At 54.2% G+C, this 15,127-nt stretch carries 11 protein-coding genes and 3 pseudogenes; 3 read left to right on the top strand and 11 right to left on the bottom strand.

The window, feature by feature from the left end; translation table 11 throughout:
• Positions 1-186 precede the first annotated feature (186 nt).
• On the bottom strand, positions 187-882 hold the full coding sequence (locus ACE15A_RS00330) for an MgtC family protein (protein WP_064055762.1): 696 nt from the start codon (positions 880-882) through the stop codon (positions 187-189).
• A gap of 507 nt (positions 883-1,389) precedes the next feature.
• Between ACE15A_RS00330 and ACE15A_RS00325 the strand changes: the two genes are divergently transcribed.
• The gene (locus ACE15A_RS00325; protein WP_023247261.1) at positions 1,390-2,292 is read left to right on the top strand and encodes a carboxylate/amino acid/amine transporter; all 903 of its coding nucleotides are present in this window, start codon (positions 1,390-1,392) and stop codon (positions 2,290-2,292) included.
• 31 nt (positions 2,293-2,323) lie between these two features.
• Here ACE15A_RS00325 and ACE15A_RS00320 read toward each other — a convergent pair whose 3' ends face one another.
• From ACE15A_RS00320 to dagR, 4 genes and pseudogenes are all read right to left on the bottom strand, one after another.
• Positions 2,324-3,277, bottom strand: a complete 954-nt coding sequence (locus ACE15A_RS00320) for an Rpn family recombination-promoting nuclease/putative transposase (protein ID WP_053509281.1) — start codon at positions 3,275-3,277, stop codon at positions 2,324-2,326.
• A gap of 235 nt (positions 3,278-3,512) precedes the next feature.
• Positions 3,513-4,152: pseudogene (locus ACE15A_RS00315) on the bottom strand (KDGP aldolase).
• Positions 4,139-4,639, bottom strand: a pseudogene (dgaE, locus tag ACE15A_RS00310) (D-glucosaminate-6-phosphate ammonia lyase); the annotation flags it as partial. The pseudogenes ACE15A_RS00315 and dgaE, both read right to left, overlap by 14 nt.
• A pseudogene (dagR, locus tag ACE15A_RS00305) lies at positions 4,635-6,158 on the bottom strand (transcriptional regulator DagR); the annotation flags it as partial. The pseudogenes dagR and dgaE, both read right to left, overlap by 5 nt.
• Positions 6,159-6,354: 196 nt before the next feature.
• Here dagR and ACE15A_RS00300 point away from each other — a divergent pair.
• Together ACE15A_RS00300 and ACE15A_RS00295 are read left to right on the top strand one after the other, a co-directional pair.
• Positions 6,355-6,648 carry a YicS family protein gene (locus ACE15A_RS00300; protein WP_053509279.1) on the top strand — a complete coding sequence of 98 codons (294 nt, stop codon included), beginning with the start codon at positions 6,355-6,357 and terminating at the stop codon, positions 6,646-6,648.
• A gap of 104 nt (positions 6,649-6,752) precedes the next feature.
• Complete coding sequence (locus ACE15A_RS00295) at positions 6,753-8,135, top strand: glycoside hydrolase family 1 protein (protein WP_053509277.1); 1,383 nt, start codon at positions 6,753-6,755, stop codon at positions 8,133-8,135.
• A gap of 59 nt (positions 8,136-8,194) precedes the next feature.
• Here ACE15A_RS00295 and nepI read toward each other — a convergent pair whose 3' ends face one another.
• From nepI to uhpA, 6 genes are all read right to left on the bottom strand, one after another.
• A complete protein-coding gene (nepI, locus tag ACE15A_RS00290; protein ID WP_023247253.1) occupies positions 8,195-9,388 on the bottom strand; it encodes a purine ribonucleoside efflux pump NepI in 1,194 nt (397 codons plus the stop codon).
• A gap of 128 nt (positions 9,389-9,516) precedes the next feature.
• Positions 9,517-9,969 carry a DUF1198 domain-containing protein gene (locus ACE15A_RS00285; protein WP_023247252.1) on the bottom strand — a complete coding sequence of 151 codons (453 nt, stop codon included), beginning with the start codon at positions 9,967-9,969 and terminating at the stop codon, positions 9,517-9,519.
• A gap of 192 nt (positions 9,970-10,161) precedes the next feature.
• Positions 10,162-11,553, bottom strand: a complete 1,392-nt coding sequence (uhpT, locus tag ACE15A_RS00280) for a hexose-6-phosphate:phosphate antiporter (protein ID WP_129382336.1) — start codon at positions 11,551-11,553, stop codon at positions 10,162-10,164.
• Between the two features lie 142 nt (positions 11,554-11,695).
• The gene (locus ACE15A_RS00275; protein ID WP_053509275.1) at positions 11,696-13,024 is read right to left on the bottom strand and encodes an MFS transporter; all 1,329 of its coding nucleotides are present in this window, start codon (positions 13,022-13,024) and stop codon (positions 11,696-11,698) included.
• Positions 13,025-13,033: 9 nt separating this feature from the next.
• Positions 13,034-14,536, bottom strand: a complete 1,503-nt coding sequence (gene uhpB, locus ACE15A_RS00270) for a signal transduction histidine-protein kinase/phosphatase UhpB (protein ID WP_053509273.1) — start codon at positions 14,534-14,536, stop codon at positions 13,034-13,036.
• Complete coding sequence (uhpA, locus tag ACE15A_RS00265) at positions 14,536-15,126, bottom strand: transcriptional regulator UhpA (RefSeq protein WP_000633682.1); 591 nt, start codon at positions 15,124-15,126, stop codon at positions 14,536-14,538. The genes uhpB and uhpA overlap by 1 nt, the downstream gene beginning before the upstream one ends.
• Position 15,127 lies beyond the last annotated feature (1 nt).

Genomic DNA, 15,127 nt, shown 5'->3' with positions numbered 1-15,127 from the left:
TCCTGCATATCACTCCCAGGGAATATTAAATTCACGATTTGAAGGTGAATGCCCCGGGAGAATTCTCTATGCATAAAAAAGGTTATTGCTCACTCACTATTTTGAGTGAGTTTTATTTTATAGTCTCGGGAATATCCATCATTCCCTCCTTATACGTCTGGCGTAATGTTGAAATTGAATAAACTATTATTGGCCGTCAATACTCCAGTGAATAGCGGTGATATTATCGTTATCACCTATTCTGGATATAATCAGTTCTCGCGTTTTACGATAATCAGCATGACCAACGAGCTCGGTATGAATTTCTTTATAACCCTGTTCTTGAGCGGGGACCGAACCTAACCCCTGTAAGCAAATCGCTGCCTCTTTTACGATATTCAGTAACCACTGACGAACCGCGCTCTCATCTTCTTTATTGCAGGTCACTTTCAGGATATAACGTTTTTCTTCCTCGGCGGATACCGGGAGTTGATTTATACGCTGCGCCGCTTCACGCAGTAAAATATTGGCGCAAAGAATAATGATCGTCGCCGCCAACGCATTTTTGAACTGCCCTAAGCCGCATAACACGCCGATGCCCGCCGAACACCATAGCGTTGCCGCGGTGTTCAGTCCGCGCACATTCATCCCTTCGCGCATGATGACGCCCGCCCCCAGAAAGCCAATACCAGAGACAATCTGTGCCGCAATTCTCCCGGGGCTGTCTGGCGATGTCGTCATGGAGCTCAGAATAAAAACGGCGGCGCCTGTCGCCACCAGCGCATTGGTGCGTAATCCCGCCATACGTTGACGCCATTGTCTTTCCGCACCAATCAGCGCGCCCAGCAGCATAGCGGTCAGTAAATTTGAAATATAAGGAAACATTAACATACGTTCCTCCATTTTTTCTGGAAGAATAATACGTGCTGTATTTAGCACACGACAAATTGCTGCCCTGAGGCAATTAGCGTTGTGTTGACGGTGGAGGAAATAAAGCGTGTTTAAACATGAACATGACGATTACCTCGCGACAATGCGCGTGTTGTAACATTATTGGGATGACAATCGTCACAAGGGGAGATTGCTGCCCGCCGGTTCGGCAAGCAGCGCAGGAATAGCGTGCGTTAACTTGCCAGATGATTTACGTAAAAGTGACTGTCCAACATATTACTCCTGCATGAATTTGCGCTTATTATAGTCAGTCAATATGTTCCGTAAAGTGCAAAGGCGGGTTTAGTGACGATCTGTTTAAGTTTGTCTGATATTTTTTCTTATGACAAAAAAATGACAATATTATGTCGATAACAGGCTCGTCTGAAATCATTAAACAATAAATTCCTGCTTAATACCGGCGATAGCTCTGTTATGATGCCTGCACGTAAAAAAATAAAACAACATGACGAGGAAAAAATGGGTTCCACCAGAAAAGGGATGCTAAACGTCCTGATTGCCGCCGTATTGTGGGGGAGTTCAGGCGTTTGCGCACAGTACATCATGGAGCAAAGCCATATGTCGTCACAGTTCCTGACGATGACACGTTTGTTATTCGCCGGGCTGATCCTGGTGACATTCTCCTTTATGCACGGCGATAAAATATTTTCGATTCTTAAAAACCGCAAAGATGCACTGAGTCTGCTGATTTTTTCCGTAGTGGGCGCGCTCACCGTTCAGCTAACCTTCCTGCTCACGATTGAAAAATCCAATGCCGCCACCGCGACAGTACTGCAATTTTTATCGCCGACCATAATTGTAGCGTGGTTTGCATTAGCGCGAAGAACACGACCAGGCATTCTGGTCTTAACCGCCATTCTTACATCGCTGATCGGCACCTTTTTACTGGTGACTCACGGTAACCCAACGTCGCTGTCGATCTCTTCAGCCGCGCTGTTCTGGGGTATCGCCTCCGCGTTTGCCGCCGCCTTTTATACGACCTGGCCTTCCAGGCTAATCGCCCACTACGGCACGCTGCCAGTGGTCGGCTGGAGCATGTCCTTTGGCGGCCTTATTCTGCTGCCCTTCTACGCTAAAGAAGGAACGCACTTTGCGGTGAGCGGCAGCCTGATTCTGGCCTTTTTCTACCTGGTGGTGATCGGTACGTCGCTGACGTTCAGCCTGTATTTGAAAGGCGCGCAACTGATTGGCGGCCCCAAAGCCAGCATTTTAAGCTGCGCGGAACCGTTAAGCAGCGCCCTGCTGTCGCTGCTGCTGTTGGGGATTAGTTTTACCTTGCCGGACTGGCTGGGCACGCTGCTGATTCTCTCGTCAGTGATCCTGATCTCCCTCGATTCCCGTCGACGCGTGCGGGCCGCTTAACGCCGTTGATAAGCACGATTACCGGGCAAGTTTAATGGCGCTTTGCCTTAATCTCTTCGTCAGAAAGCCCGGTAATCATCAGCACCATCTCCCGATCGATCCCCTGTTCCAGCATCGTATGAGCAATACGCAAGGCCTCCTCCTGCTTACCTTGATGTATACCTTGATGTATACCTTGCTGTATGCCTTGTTGCACGCCTTCACGCTTACCTTTTCTGCGCCCCGATTCTCGTATTCTGTCTACGATCGTCATTAATCTCTCCTTGTGTTGGGGAACATGACGCGCCACCTCGCGGATAAACTTGCCAAAACGAGGCGAACTGCCATGCTGTATTAGCAAATAATTAAACAGCTCTTTTAGCTGACTGTCATTAGCGTTTCCCGTAATCAGAAGTACCGCTAAGCACTCGACCAATCCCATCAGGTCGCGCTGACGTATATGCTTTTGTACCAGCTCCAGCATCGCGATACGTCGATGCTGCATAATCTCGTTATCCGGCACCACCGTAATGTCTACCAGTGGAAATGCCGTAGCATAAAGCTGACGCGCCAGTGCAGGATCGTCAAACTCATCCAGCCAGCAAAGCGAAAAGGGATACGGGCTTTTCGCGCCATGGTAAAACAGCATGGGAATCACCAGCGGTAACGTTTTATGGCCAGCATCCAGATGGCGCTGCATCGCGGCAGTCGCGTAACGCATTAACCGGAACGCCATATGCGCGTCCGGCGTACTCTGATGCTCTATAACGACATAGATATAACCGTCGCCTTCACACGTTTTTAGCGACCAAAGGACGTCGGAATAAAACGCGCGTAAATTTTTCTCGATAAAACTGTCCGGCGCCAGTTTCAACGTCGTCAGATCGCAACGTATTCTTAGCGAATGGGGAAGATGAATATTGAGAAAATCCCGCGCGGTATCCGGATGGCGTAAAAACGTTTTGAATACCGCATCATGAGGCGTGGACGTGGGGCTTTTTTTCATGGCGATCCGTCACCTGAGGAATAAGATGACGCAACTGTACTCGCCAAAAATACAGACAGCATTCAGGAGAATTTAACCCTGCGAGGAGGCTCGAAAGGGAATAACTGACGGCTGCAATACGTACATTTTTGCCCAGCCTGCTACGCATTATCACCCGGTAGCGTAACGCTGACTGGGCCTACAAATACACGCTATCTGTAGACCTGGTAAACGCAGCGCTCTTCGGCGATAAACCTCACACCAGCGCTTTGACTATCTCCATCAACCGAATGATGTCTTCGGGGCGCGTATTGCCGGTTTGCGGATCGATAATCGAGCTGTAAACATGCGGCATAATGCGCGGCACGCCTGCTTCCAGGCAGGTTTGTAGGATAATACTGAAATTATCCAGTGAGATACCGCCGGTCGGCTCGATGAGCATCATGCCGTGGCGGGCGGCGGTTGTCGCCAGCGCATATAATTCCGGTAACGACTTTTCGCCGCCCATCGGGAAAAACTTCGCCGCATGTGCGCCCATATCCTGCATCATGCGTACCGCCGCATCACAGGAAACGCGGGCTGGCGTTCCCTGGCTGCTGCTGACGCCGGTAGAAATCAACACCTCTCCAGGCGTTCCCGTCGGGCTAACCAACGCGTTAATATGTGTTTGCTCGCCGCCTGTCGCCGCCAGTGCCCAGTCCCACCGAGATAGACGGCACCTCCGCCATCCAGCGTTTCACCTCCGGCACGCCCTCTTCTACCGTAGCGAACTGCGCGGAAAGTACGCCAATGACCGCATGGCCTTCGGCGGCTTCATAGATAGCCTTCGCGTTGGCGATATCCTTTGCCAGCACGTTAATCGCTACCCGCTGACGATAAAAATTAATCTGCTGCATGTTCTGCAATCTCCCTGAGTCGCGCCACAATCAATGCCATTTCCCCTTCGGCTACCGTGCGTGGATCGAGGCTAAGAACCCCCTGATGAAGCTGATATTTGCGGGCGTAAATCGCTATCTCGCCGCCGCGCAACTGCGCTTCGACGTCCTGCGCGTTCAGCCCCAATTCTGGCGCGTTCACCCGCACACGAATACGCCAGATTGCACGCCCGGCCTCATCCTGTTCGATATCGGCATAAAGCCCATGGATGGCGGAAATCGCTTCTGCGACCGGCTGTAACTGTGTTGCAGTCACGATCGTCTTGCCCTGGTGGTAATTCTCCAGCGCATACACCAGCCCGACCATGTTTTCCTTGCCGATTTTCATCGCCCTGGCAATCCCCTGGTACTGCGCTTTGCAGGCGGCAATCCACGTTTTCTTACCGGTGATAAAGCCGGAGGTTGGCGCATTAAAGGCTTTCGCGCCGCTGTAGATAACCATATCCGCGCTGCACGTAGCCTATCAGCGCCAGGAAGTGTTTACGCAGTGGGTTAACCAGATTTTCCGGCAGCGAAAAGTCCAACACCTGCTCTACGCAGCCAATCAGCAGCGTCACGCGCTCTTCAATCTGGTCGCCATAGCGCGGCGGATGCGCCACGCTGTCGCGGATGTAGAGACCGTATTCAAAAATAGAGCTGAGTTTATTTTTCAGGATCGCCAGCGTCTCCGCCGGGGGGACGTTACTGTTGCGCAAATTAACATATTCGCGCGTCAGGAAGCTGTAAAAGAGGTCGCTCTCTTCAATTTCCGCCCCGGTCGCCAGCGACGTCTTCAATGCGGGCAGCGTGCGCGCGTCTATATTTAGCCACGCTTTACCGTCAAATAGGGTATCCACCAATAAACGCTGTTCCGGCGTCGGGTTAACCGACATCTCCGCCAACCGTTTGTCCAGTTGTAGCGTGTCGTTATACTCGGTCATTCCCGCTGCCCACGCCTGAGAGCAAAGAAACTGAATATCACTTTTAAGCTGACCGATATTGCCTTCCAGGGGTTTATTCAGCAACCAGAGCAACAACGGTTTATCAATGCTGACCGTGCGTTCTATTTTGCGACTTTCCCGCTGTAAGAATCCCACGATCAGTTCGATCTGTTCTTCAACGGAGCGCTGGCGAATGCCCGGCAAATCAATACACGCCTGAATACGCCGCTGGAAAGTACGTAACAGCACCGACCCGATCGGCTCAGTAGTGGCACAAATCAGGCGTACCGAAATTGATCGCGGCTGGCTGCTTACGCCAAGCGGACGATACTCGCCTTTATCCAGAATAGAGAACAGCTTTTCCTGCCCTTCATAAGACAGACGGTGCACCTCATCCAGCAGCAGATAACCGCCGTCCGCCTGCTCCACGAGGCCTGTTTTATGTTCATTTGCACCAGTAAACGCCCCCTGTCGATGACCAAACAGATGCGAGGAGAACAGTTCCGGGTTATGGGCGTATTCCGTGCAGTTAAAGTGGACCAGCGGCGGGATAGCGCCGCTCGCCTGTTCACAGGCGAAACGGTGCATCAGCTCCACAAAAAAGGTTTTACCGGCGCCGGACGGCCCGGTAAGCAGAACGTGTAAACCGTGCGGATAGAGCACCGCCGCACGGCCTTTTTCTACCGCATCGCGCAGGCTGCGATCGTAACCAATCAGGCTGGTAAACGGATCGTCGGGCACGTAATGCTCTTCATGCGGCAGCACATCCGCCACCGACCGCACCTCACGTTCAGACTCTTCTAGCTGACGTCCCAGCAACGTTTCCAGTGCCTGGCGATGCATAAAATAGACCGGGCGACCATGGCTTTTGATTGCCAGGCCGTCATTCCATAACTGATTGAGATCTTTGCTGACGGAGTTACGCGCCAGCCCAAGATTGAAACCTATCGCCTCCGCCGTAAACGCCGTCTCCTGCGCCAGATCGGCAAGACATAGCCCGCGCGTTAGCCGTTCCAGCTCTCCCAGTACGATCTCAATACGTCTCATTACACTACCGCTTACGAAATCAAAGAGTGTTCAGAACATACCCTATTCTGCTATGCAAGAAAGTGAAGGCGCAGCGAGAAACCGCTTTCCCACTTTTGTCTGAGTTCAGCACCAGCGGATCGCACGCCCCGACGAGTGAACGCCACGCGGTCTACACTTACTCTTGAGAAGGTGCAAACCGATAAGGATACCGTTTATGAAACGAAAAACGCTTCTGCTTATTGCCGCGCTTGTCGCGCTACCGGGCATCACGTATGCCGATTCTCCGTTTAGCTCGCTTCAGACGACGCATGAAAAAACCACGATTTTAAAGGACTTGCGCAAAATGTGTACGCCGAAAGGCGCGTTAACTGATGAAGCCTGGGAGAACAAAATCATGGCGGGAGAGGGGAACCAGCAGCATATTCGGGAGGCGATGACCGCGATAGAGCGCAACAATCAGCATAACTACTGGCAGGCTCTCGGTAAGGTGGAATGCCCGGAGATGTAGCACACCACTTCCGTTTTTGGTCGCGAAAATGCGTACTGTAACCGGTTTCTGTTTACGGAAACCGCGTATTCTGGAGCGAATTTATGCGAGCAAGGAGCACGACAATGCGATACCGTTTTCCCGATAACTTCTGGTGGGGCAGCGCCTGCTCAGCGTTGCAAACCGAAGGGGATAGTCTGAATGGCGGTAAAAGCCAGACCACGTGGGATGTGTGGTTCGAGCGCCAGCCTGGCCGTTTTCACCAGGGCGTCGGTCCGGCGGAAACCTCAACGTTCTATCGCCGCTGGAAGCACGATATCGCGCTACTGAAGCAGTTAAAACACAACAGTTTTCGCACCTCGCTAAGCTGGGCACGTCTCATTCCAGACGGCGTAGGCGAGGTGAATCCACAAGCGGTGAGCTTCTACAATAACGTCATCGACGAGCTACTGGCGCAGGGCATCACGCCGTTTATTACGCTGTTCCATTTTGATATGCCGATGGTCATGCAGGAGAAAGGCGGCTGGGAAAATCGCGACGTCGTAGAGGCGTTTGGTCGGTACGCGCAAACGTGTTTTACCTTGTTTGGCGACCGCGTGAAGCACTGGTTTACCTTTAACGAGCCGATTGTGCCGGTGGAAGGCGGCTATTTGTACGACTTCCACTATCCCAATGTGGTGGATTTTAAACGTGCGGCCACCGTGGCGTACCATACCGTGCTGGCGCACTCGACCGCCGTGCGCGCCTGGCGCGCCGGGCGCTACGACGGTGAAATCGGCGTGGTGCTGAATCTGACGCCGTCCTACCCGCGCTCGCAGCATCCCGCCGATGTGCAAGCCGCGCATCATGCGGATCTGTTATTTAACCGCAGTTTTCTTGACCCGGTATTAAGGGGAGAATACCCGGCGGAACTGGTGGCGCTGCTGAAAATCTATGACCAACTGCCCGCCTGTCAGCCAGGCGACCGTCAGCTTATTGCCGACGGCAAAATCGATTTGCTGGGGATTAACTATTATCAGCCGCGCCGCGTGAAATGCCGTGATACAGCGGTGAATCCGCAAGCGCCGTTTATGCCGGAGTGGTTATTTGACTATTACGACATGCCGGGGCGCAAGATGAACCCTTATCGCGGCTGGGAAATTTACGCGCCGGGAATTTACGACATCATCACCAACCTGCGGGATAATTACGACAATCCGCGCTGTTTTATCTCCGAAAACGGGATGGGCGTTGAGAACGAGCAACGTTTTGTGCAAGCGGGACAGATTCACGATGATTACCGAATTGACTTTATCTCTGAGCATCTTAAATGGCTGCATAAAGGCATTAGCGAGGGCTGTCACTGTCTTGGCTACCACATGTGGACCTTTATCGATAATTGGTCATGGCTGAACGGCTATAAAAATCGCTATGGTTTTGTACAACTGGATTTAGCCACCCAAACGCGCACGGTGAAAAAAAGCGGAGAATGGTTTGCCGCCACCGCAGAGCATAACGGTTTTGATTAAGCGTTTATTATTGCCGGATAACGACTAACGTCGTATCCGGCCTAAAAATGGCAGCAATATCAACTCATTGGCGTAATACGGACTTTCGCCGCCACGACTAACGCCGTCAACAGCATCAGGCTGCCGGAAAGCGCCAGCGGCGAAAGCAGCCCGAAATTGTCGAGCGCATAACCGCCCACCGCCGCGCCACAGGTATTCGCCAGTTGAATCACCGCGACCTGGACGGAACCGGCTTTTTCCGCCTGATCGGCAAGGGAACGAGTGATCCACGTTGACCAACCCACCGGCACCAGCGCAAACGCCAGTCCCCAGATAATCGCTATTACCGCCGCCACGGTTTTGTCGCTTCCCCACACGATGAGCGTCAGCGCGCTCAGCGCCAGTACCAGCGGCGCACCGGCCAGCGCCAGTTTTACCGAACGTTTCAGGACGTAAGATGAGAAAGAAGTGCCAACGAAGCTGGCAATGCCAAAACTTAGCAACACCAGAGTCAGACCATCAACGTCAAAGCCCGCCAGATTCATATAGACCGGGCGAATATAGGTAAAGAAAGCGAACTGCCCGGCAAAAGACATAAAGATGGCGATCATCCCGGCCATCACGCCAGGGCGTTGCAACAGGCTAAACATATTCTGTTTTTGGTGGGAAGGTTCGCCCGGCAGCGACGGCAGTGATTTCACCACCCAGATGACGCACAGTACGCCCATCATCGCAGCGGCGTTAAAGACATTACGCCAGCCAATAATACCGCCCAAAAAACTGCCCAGCGGCGCGGCGATCACTAATGCGATGGAGACCGCGCCAAAAATTACCGACAGCGCTTTCGGCACGGTACGCGCGGGAACCAGTCGCATGGTCAGCGACGCCGACATCGCCCAGAATCCGCCCAGTGCCAGCCCAAGACAAGCGCGGCCCAGCAATAGCAGCGTAAAGCTGTTAGCAAAGGAAACCATTAAACAAGAAGCAGTCAGCAAAACGGCGAACAGAATAACGATATAACGTCTGTCGGTCGCCTGAATAATCTGGGTAATAAACAGGCTGGAAAACATCGCGACAAACGCCGTAACGGTGACTGACTGACCGGCGACCCCCTCGGAAATCCCCAGATCCTGCGCCATCGGCGTCAACAGACTAACGGGCAAAAACTCAACGGTAATCAGGCAGGCGACACAAAACGCCACGGCAAAAACGGCTGACCAGTTAGGCCTGGCAACCTCATCTGCGCGGGTTGTTTCTGTGAGATTTTCATTCATTGTTATTACCTGCGTGTTTTATTGCGGAAAAGCCACGCAGTGTAACATTACAAAATGTGATCTGATTAACGTTTAGCAACTATTTACCAATGACGGCTTTCGCCTGCTCCTTATCACCCATCGTGCTATCAATGCAGCCAGTGGACACCCTCTTCTGGCTGAAAAAAGGCGTTATAGCGCAGTTGAAACGCGTTGATCTCCTGCATATTGGGTTCCATTTCGCGCAAAAAGCCCAGCGCCAGCCGTACCTGTGTATCGGTGATCGGCGCAGCTAAACGCGCTTTTTGCAGCAACCGATGCCACCGCTGCAAATTCTGATCGCCGCCATCGACAATCACGATTTGCCAGATCAGTAACACCTGAGCGGCATTTTGCAGATGCGACTCATCAGGGCGATGCAGATACTGTAAAAATTCACCGCCCGCCGTTTTACCCATCTGATCAATCATCGATTCTATCGGCACTACATCAATATTCAGGCGTTCGCTCAGGCGGCGAATCGCCCGGCGGGTATCCGATGTCAGCACCCGAAACCCCACAATAAACACCACCACAAACGTGGCCAGAATCAACCAAATCATGCGCACATCCGTCACCAAACAGGATGCCCATCATAGCGGTAAATTTATAGCTGTCGACGTTCTGGCCTGTCAGAATGTAATTTATTAACGCCAGTCTTCATTTACGCGAGATACCGGATGTCCTGTCTGACGAACGCAAGGCATAAAAAAGCCCGGTGTTAAACCGGGCAAAACGTTACCAAATGCACACATTTAAGCGATATTGACTTGCTGAATTTTTTTCTCACGGCGGATTTTTCGCTCTTCCATCACGGCGACCATCGCCATCAGGCAGATACAGCCGATCGCAGCGGCGTCCAGCGCGGCGAAGGTACCCGCCCAGCCGGTCAGACCAAAAACTGGCGTGCCGTCGGCAATCATGCCCAGACCCAGCTTGGCAAAGCTATCGCCGATAAGATAAGCGAAGGTTCCCTTAATACCGTCTGCAGCGCCAATAGCTTTTTTCGGTACGAAACCGACTGCCGCCACGCCAATTAATAGCTGCGGCCCAAACACCAGGAAACCGAGCGCGAACAGCGAGGCCAGATAGATGTACTGGTTGCTGGCGTGCTGGTAGACGCCGAGGGTGGCGATGATCAATGCCAGCGCCACACAAGCTACCAGCGCGCGGCGGCCGTTCGCCAGGTCAGAGAGCCAGCCCCACAGCAACGTGCCGACCAGCGCGCCCACCTCAAACAAGGTAAAGCCCTGAATCGCCACCTCTTTAGAAAGTTTCAGTTCCTGGAAAGCGTAGACGGTTGACCACTGGTCGATACCAATACGCACCACATACAGGAAGATGTTGGAGAAGCACAGCAGCCAGATCACTTTGTTTTTCAACACGTATTCAACAAAGATCTGCCACTTGGTCATTTCGTTTTCTTCGGTCTCTTTATCCTCTTCACTGATCTCTTCGCCGAACAGTTCTTCAGCTTTACCCAAACCGTAAGATTCCGGGGAGTCGCTGCCAAAACGCAGACCGATAAAGCCAACAATCAGCGCGATAATCGACGGGAAGATAAACATGCCGATGACGTGACCGTCGAACAGGTAGTTGGCGCCGAACAGCGCCACGCCTGCCGCACCCGCGCCACCGAGGTTGTGGGAGATATTCCAGAAGCCGAGAAAAGTGCCGCGTTTACGACGCGGAGTCCATTGGGTGATGGTCGAGTAGCTGCACGATCCGCCGGTACTCTGGAAGAAACCGCTCAGGGCATAGAAAGCGATCATCAGAAACAGACTGGTTGACCCCGCGCCCATGCTGGCGCTGAAACCGAGCATACAGATAGCGGAGAGGATCAACATAAACGGTAGAAACTGCTTGGTATTTTTACCGTCAGCGTAGTAGGAAACCAGCGTTTTCCCCACGCCGTAGGTAATCGAGAAGCCCAGGCCAATCATCCCCAGCTCAGTCATGCTCAACCCGTAGGTAGAGATCATGTCGTTCTGCGCGATGTTAAAGTTTTTGCGGATCAGGTACATGGTCAGGTAGCCGATAAAAACCACCAGATAGGACTGCATGAACGGCTTGAACCACATTTTACGCCGCACATCGAGCGGCAGATCCAGGGTCGGCTTGCGCACCTGGTTTAAGAAGGCCAGCATGGATTACTCCTGAGCTAATTTTTATACCTGCGAATGGCAGGCATTGTAAAAATCCACAGGAAAAGTGGCCTGCGACAGCGTCCAGGCAAAACCGGGAAAATTTCTTAGTTTTGCCCCATTTAGCGCAAAAAGGTGAGGTGCATCACGCTTCGCTGGTCTCGCGTGGGGCCTGGGCGTTCAAAAATGGCAGCAGCAATAGCGCAGAGATTCCTGCCGCGATGGCAATGACCGCGAAAAAACCGGTCCAGTGCCAGATCTCCAGCACTTTCGCTAACGGCCAGCCGGAAAGTGACGCGCCGAGATAGGCGAACAGGCCGACAAAGCCGGTGGCCGCGCCCGCCGCCTCTTTATGCGAGCACTCCGCCGCCGCCATGCCAATGAGCATCTGCGGGCCGAAGACAAAGAAACCGGTGGTGAAGAAACAGGCCGCCTGCATTACGTAGCTGGCGAACGGCATCAGCCACAGCGAACCCACGGAGAGCAAAATCCCGGCGGCAAAGATTAAATTCATCGGTCCGCGGTTGCCGTTGAAGAGTTTGTCCGAGCCCCAGCCCGCCACCAGCGCGCCGATAAATCCGCCCAACTCAAACATCGATACTGCCGTGTTGGCCGTCACCAAATCCACGCCCAGCGTCTCGGACATATACAGGTTGCCCCAGTCGTTAATCGCCGCGCGTACCACGTACACTAAGACATAACACAGCGAAAGCAGCCAGATATAGGGATTCAACAGCACATATTTAGCGAGGATTTCTTTGCGGCTCAGCCCCGCACCCTCTTGCTGTTGGGCGACCTCCAGCGCATCGTGCCGCCAGTCGCCTACCGGCGGTAAACCAATCGCCTGCGGACGGTCGCGCAGCCGCCAGCAAAGTACCATGCCCACCCCGATGGCAAGCAATCCGGCCACCATCATCCCGGCGCGCCAGCCATAATGCAGGGCGACAGCGGCCATGACGAGAGGGATCAGCGCCCCGCCGACATTGTGCGCGGTGTTCCATAACGCCCACCAGCCGCCGCGCTCGGTGCGCGAGTACCAGGCGGTCAGCAAACGGGCACAAACCGGCGATCCAACCCCCTGGAAAAAGGCGTTCAACGCCCATAGCAGAGCAAAGGCCCACAGCGAGGTCGAGAAGCCGAACAGAATATTCACTACGCCGGTCGCAATCAGCCCAATGCCCATAAAATAGCGGGCGTTAGAGCGATCGCTAACGATGCCGGAAACAAATTTCGACACCCCGTAGGTGATGTAAAACAGCGTCGCCAGCAGGCCGATATCGCTGCGGGTCAGAATGCCGCTGGCAAGGATTTCCGGCGCGGCGGCGCTAAAGCTTTTACGGGTGAAATAGAACAGCGCGTAACCCAACCAAATGGTGATCAGGATGTGCCGCCGCCAGTAGCGGTAGCGGGCGTCAACCTCGTGCTTATCGGTGATGAGCGGCGCGTTGGCCGGAGCTTTTAAAAACGAAAACATTATCCTTCCTTAAACGTAACGCTGGGGCAACGAGACGCTCATCCGCGTACCGTGGGTACAAGAGATGGTTAGCGTCCCGCCGAGCGCCGACACGCGTTCGCGCATTCCGGTCAGGCCGAAGCCCTGCTGGTGAGAGCCCGGTGGCAGGCCGCTGCCGTCATCCTCAATCACCAGCATCAGCCGCTCATCCTGTTGCCAGCCCTGTAACGTCACCGCGCTGGCATTGGCATGTTTTACGATGTTATTCAGCCCTTCCTGACAGACGCGAAACAGCGTCACGCGCTGACTTTCGCTCAGCGCCGTTTCGTCAATTCGCCAGTCGAGGTGGCTGACAATACCGTGGCTTTCCAGTTCCATTTCGCGCAACAGCGAGCGGATGGCCTGCGCCAGCGTTAAGTCGTCTAACTGGCGCGGGCGCAAGCGCCCCAGCAGGCGACGCACGGCGTCATACACGCCCAGCGAAAGCTGCTCGATAAGTTGCCCGCTCTGCTTCACGCCGCCGTTATCCGCCGCCAGCCGTTGTACAATGCCCGCCTGGGTACGAATCGCGGTGATGGTCTGCCCGATGTCATCGTGCAGCTCACGTGCAACATCGCGCCGCACGCTCTCTTCGGTCTCCAGCAGACGCTCCGCCAGCCGATGGTTGCGCGCCAGCTCCTTTTGCAACGACTGGTTCAGCTCGCGTAGGCGCTGAATGCCCGCGCCAAGCATTAGCCCGGTCAGGCTTTGCGCCAACAGCGAAAGTAATAAATCGACGGGATGATCGTGCCAGGTCTGGCTGGCGATCAGCGCGATAGCGTTCATCAGTGTGGCAATGAGCGCGCCCTGCCAGCCATAATGCCAGGCGAGTGCGATAATCGGCAACGCCAGGCAGAACGGCGTGAAGCGCGAAAGCTCAGCAGGTAAACCCAGTTGCAGCCACAAGCTGATGATAAACAGCAGCAGATACCAGATCAGATGCCGCCCGCGCCAGTTTACCGGCTGCGACACCAGCGACGGTCCCAGCGGTAGCCAGGTGGTACTGGTAAGATAGTGCCAGAAGACCAGGCAGATGGGGGCCAGCGTCAGACCGCCGGTGAGGGTCAGCAGTAGCGCGTTCCATGCCGCTTCCCCCTGCCCCAGCCAGGGCAGGGATTGCAGTAGCGCCGCGGCGGTGAGGGCAGCGCCCTGAAGCAATAACGTGCGCCAGTCGCGCTGATGGCGGTAACGCGAGGTCAGCGCCACGGGCAGTAGCGTCAACAAACTACCGAGCATCAAAAGCGGCAGATGGACCAGCGCGACTTCCTGCGCCAACCAGTACACCAGCAGCCACTCCGCGCCCAGCAATACTGGCCAGTAGCCGCGCGGGCATTGCAGCATAAGTCCCAGGCGCAGGCCGAAGGGAAAGAGTAGCGCCGCCAGCTCCGGGCGTTCTACCAGATGCAGGCTGATGCTCCACAGGCAGAACCACGCGGCGGAGAAGATAAAAAAGCAGGCAACAACGGTGATTAAACGGGAAAAAAAGGTGTTCATTACCAACCGTCAAACATGCGATGCGCCAGTTCAACATCGTTGCTGACGCCTAATTTTTCCAGCAGATTCGCGCGGTGAACATGCACCGTTTTTGGCGACAGTCCCAGCTCGGCGGCAATCTCTTTTACCGCCATACCCTGGGCGAGCTTTTCCGCCACCTGACGCTCGCGTTTGGTCAGCGGATCTTGCCGACCTGCCGCCAGTTTCACGGCAATATCGGGGGTCAAATAGCAGCCGCCCGTCGCCACCGTATGCACGGCGGCGATCAGCTCATCCGGACTACAGCGTTTAGAGAGAAAACCGCGCGCGCCGGCGTTCAACGCCTGTTCCACCAGCGCCGGGCTGTCGTGAACCGAGAGCATGATCGTCGCCATCCCTTTTGGCAGTTGGCTTAGCAACTCCAGTCCGGAAATATCCGGCATCGAGATATCGCAGATACACACCTGTACGCCGCGCCCCGGTAAGCCTGCCAACGCTTCGCGCCCGGAACCAAACTCGGCGACCACCTGCAAATCAGGTTCCATCCCCAGTAGCTGTGCAAAGCCGGAGCGGACGATAAGGTGGTCGTCGATAAGGGCAACGGTGATCATG

Origin of the sequence: Salmonella sp. HY31, assembly GCF_042604575.1 — a bacterium.
Lineage (GTDB): Bacteria > Pseudomonadota > Gammaproteobacteria > Enterobacterales > Enterobacteriaceae > Salmonella > Salmonella diarizonae.
Note: the sequence above shows the minus strand (reverse complement) of the source record. Positions and strands in the feature narration are given on the sequence as shown.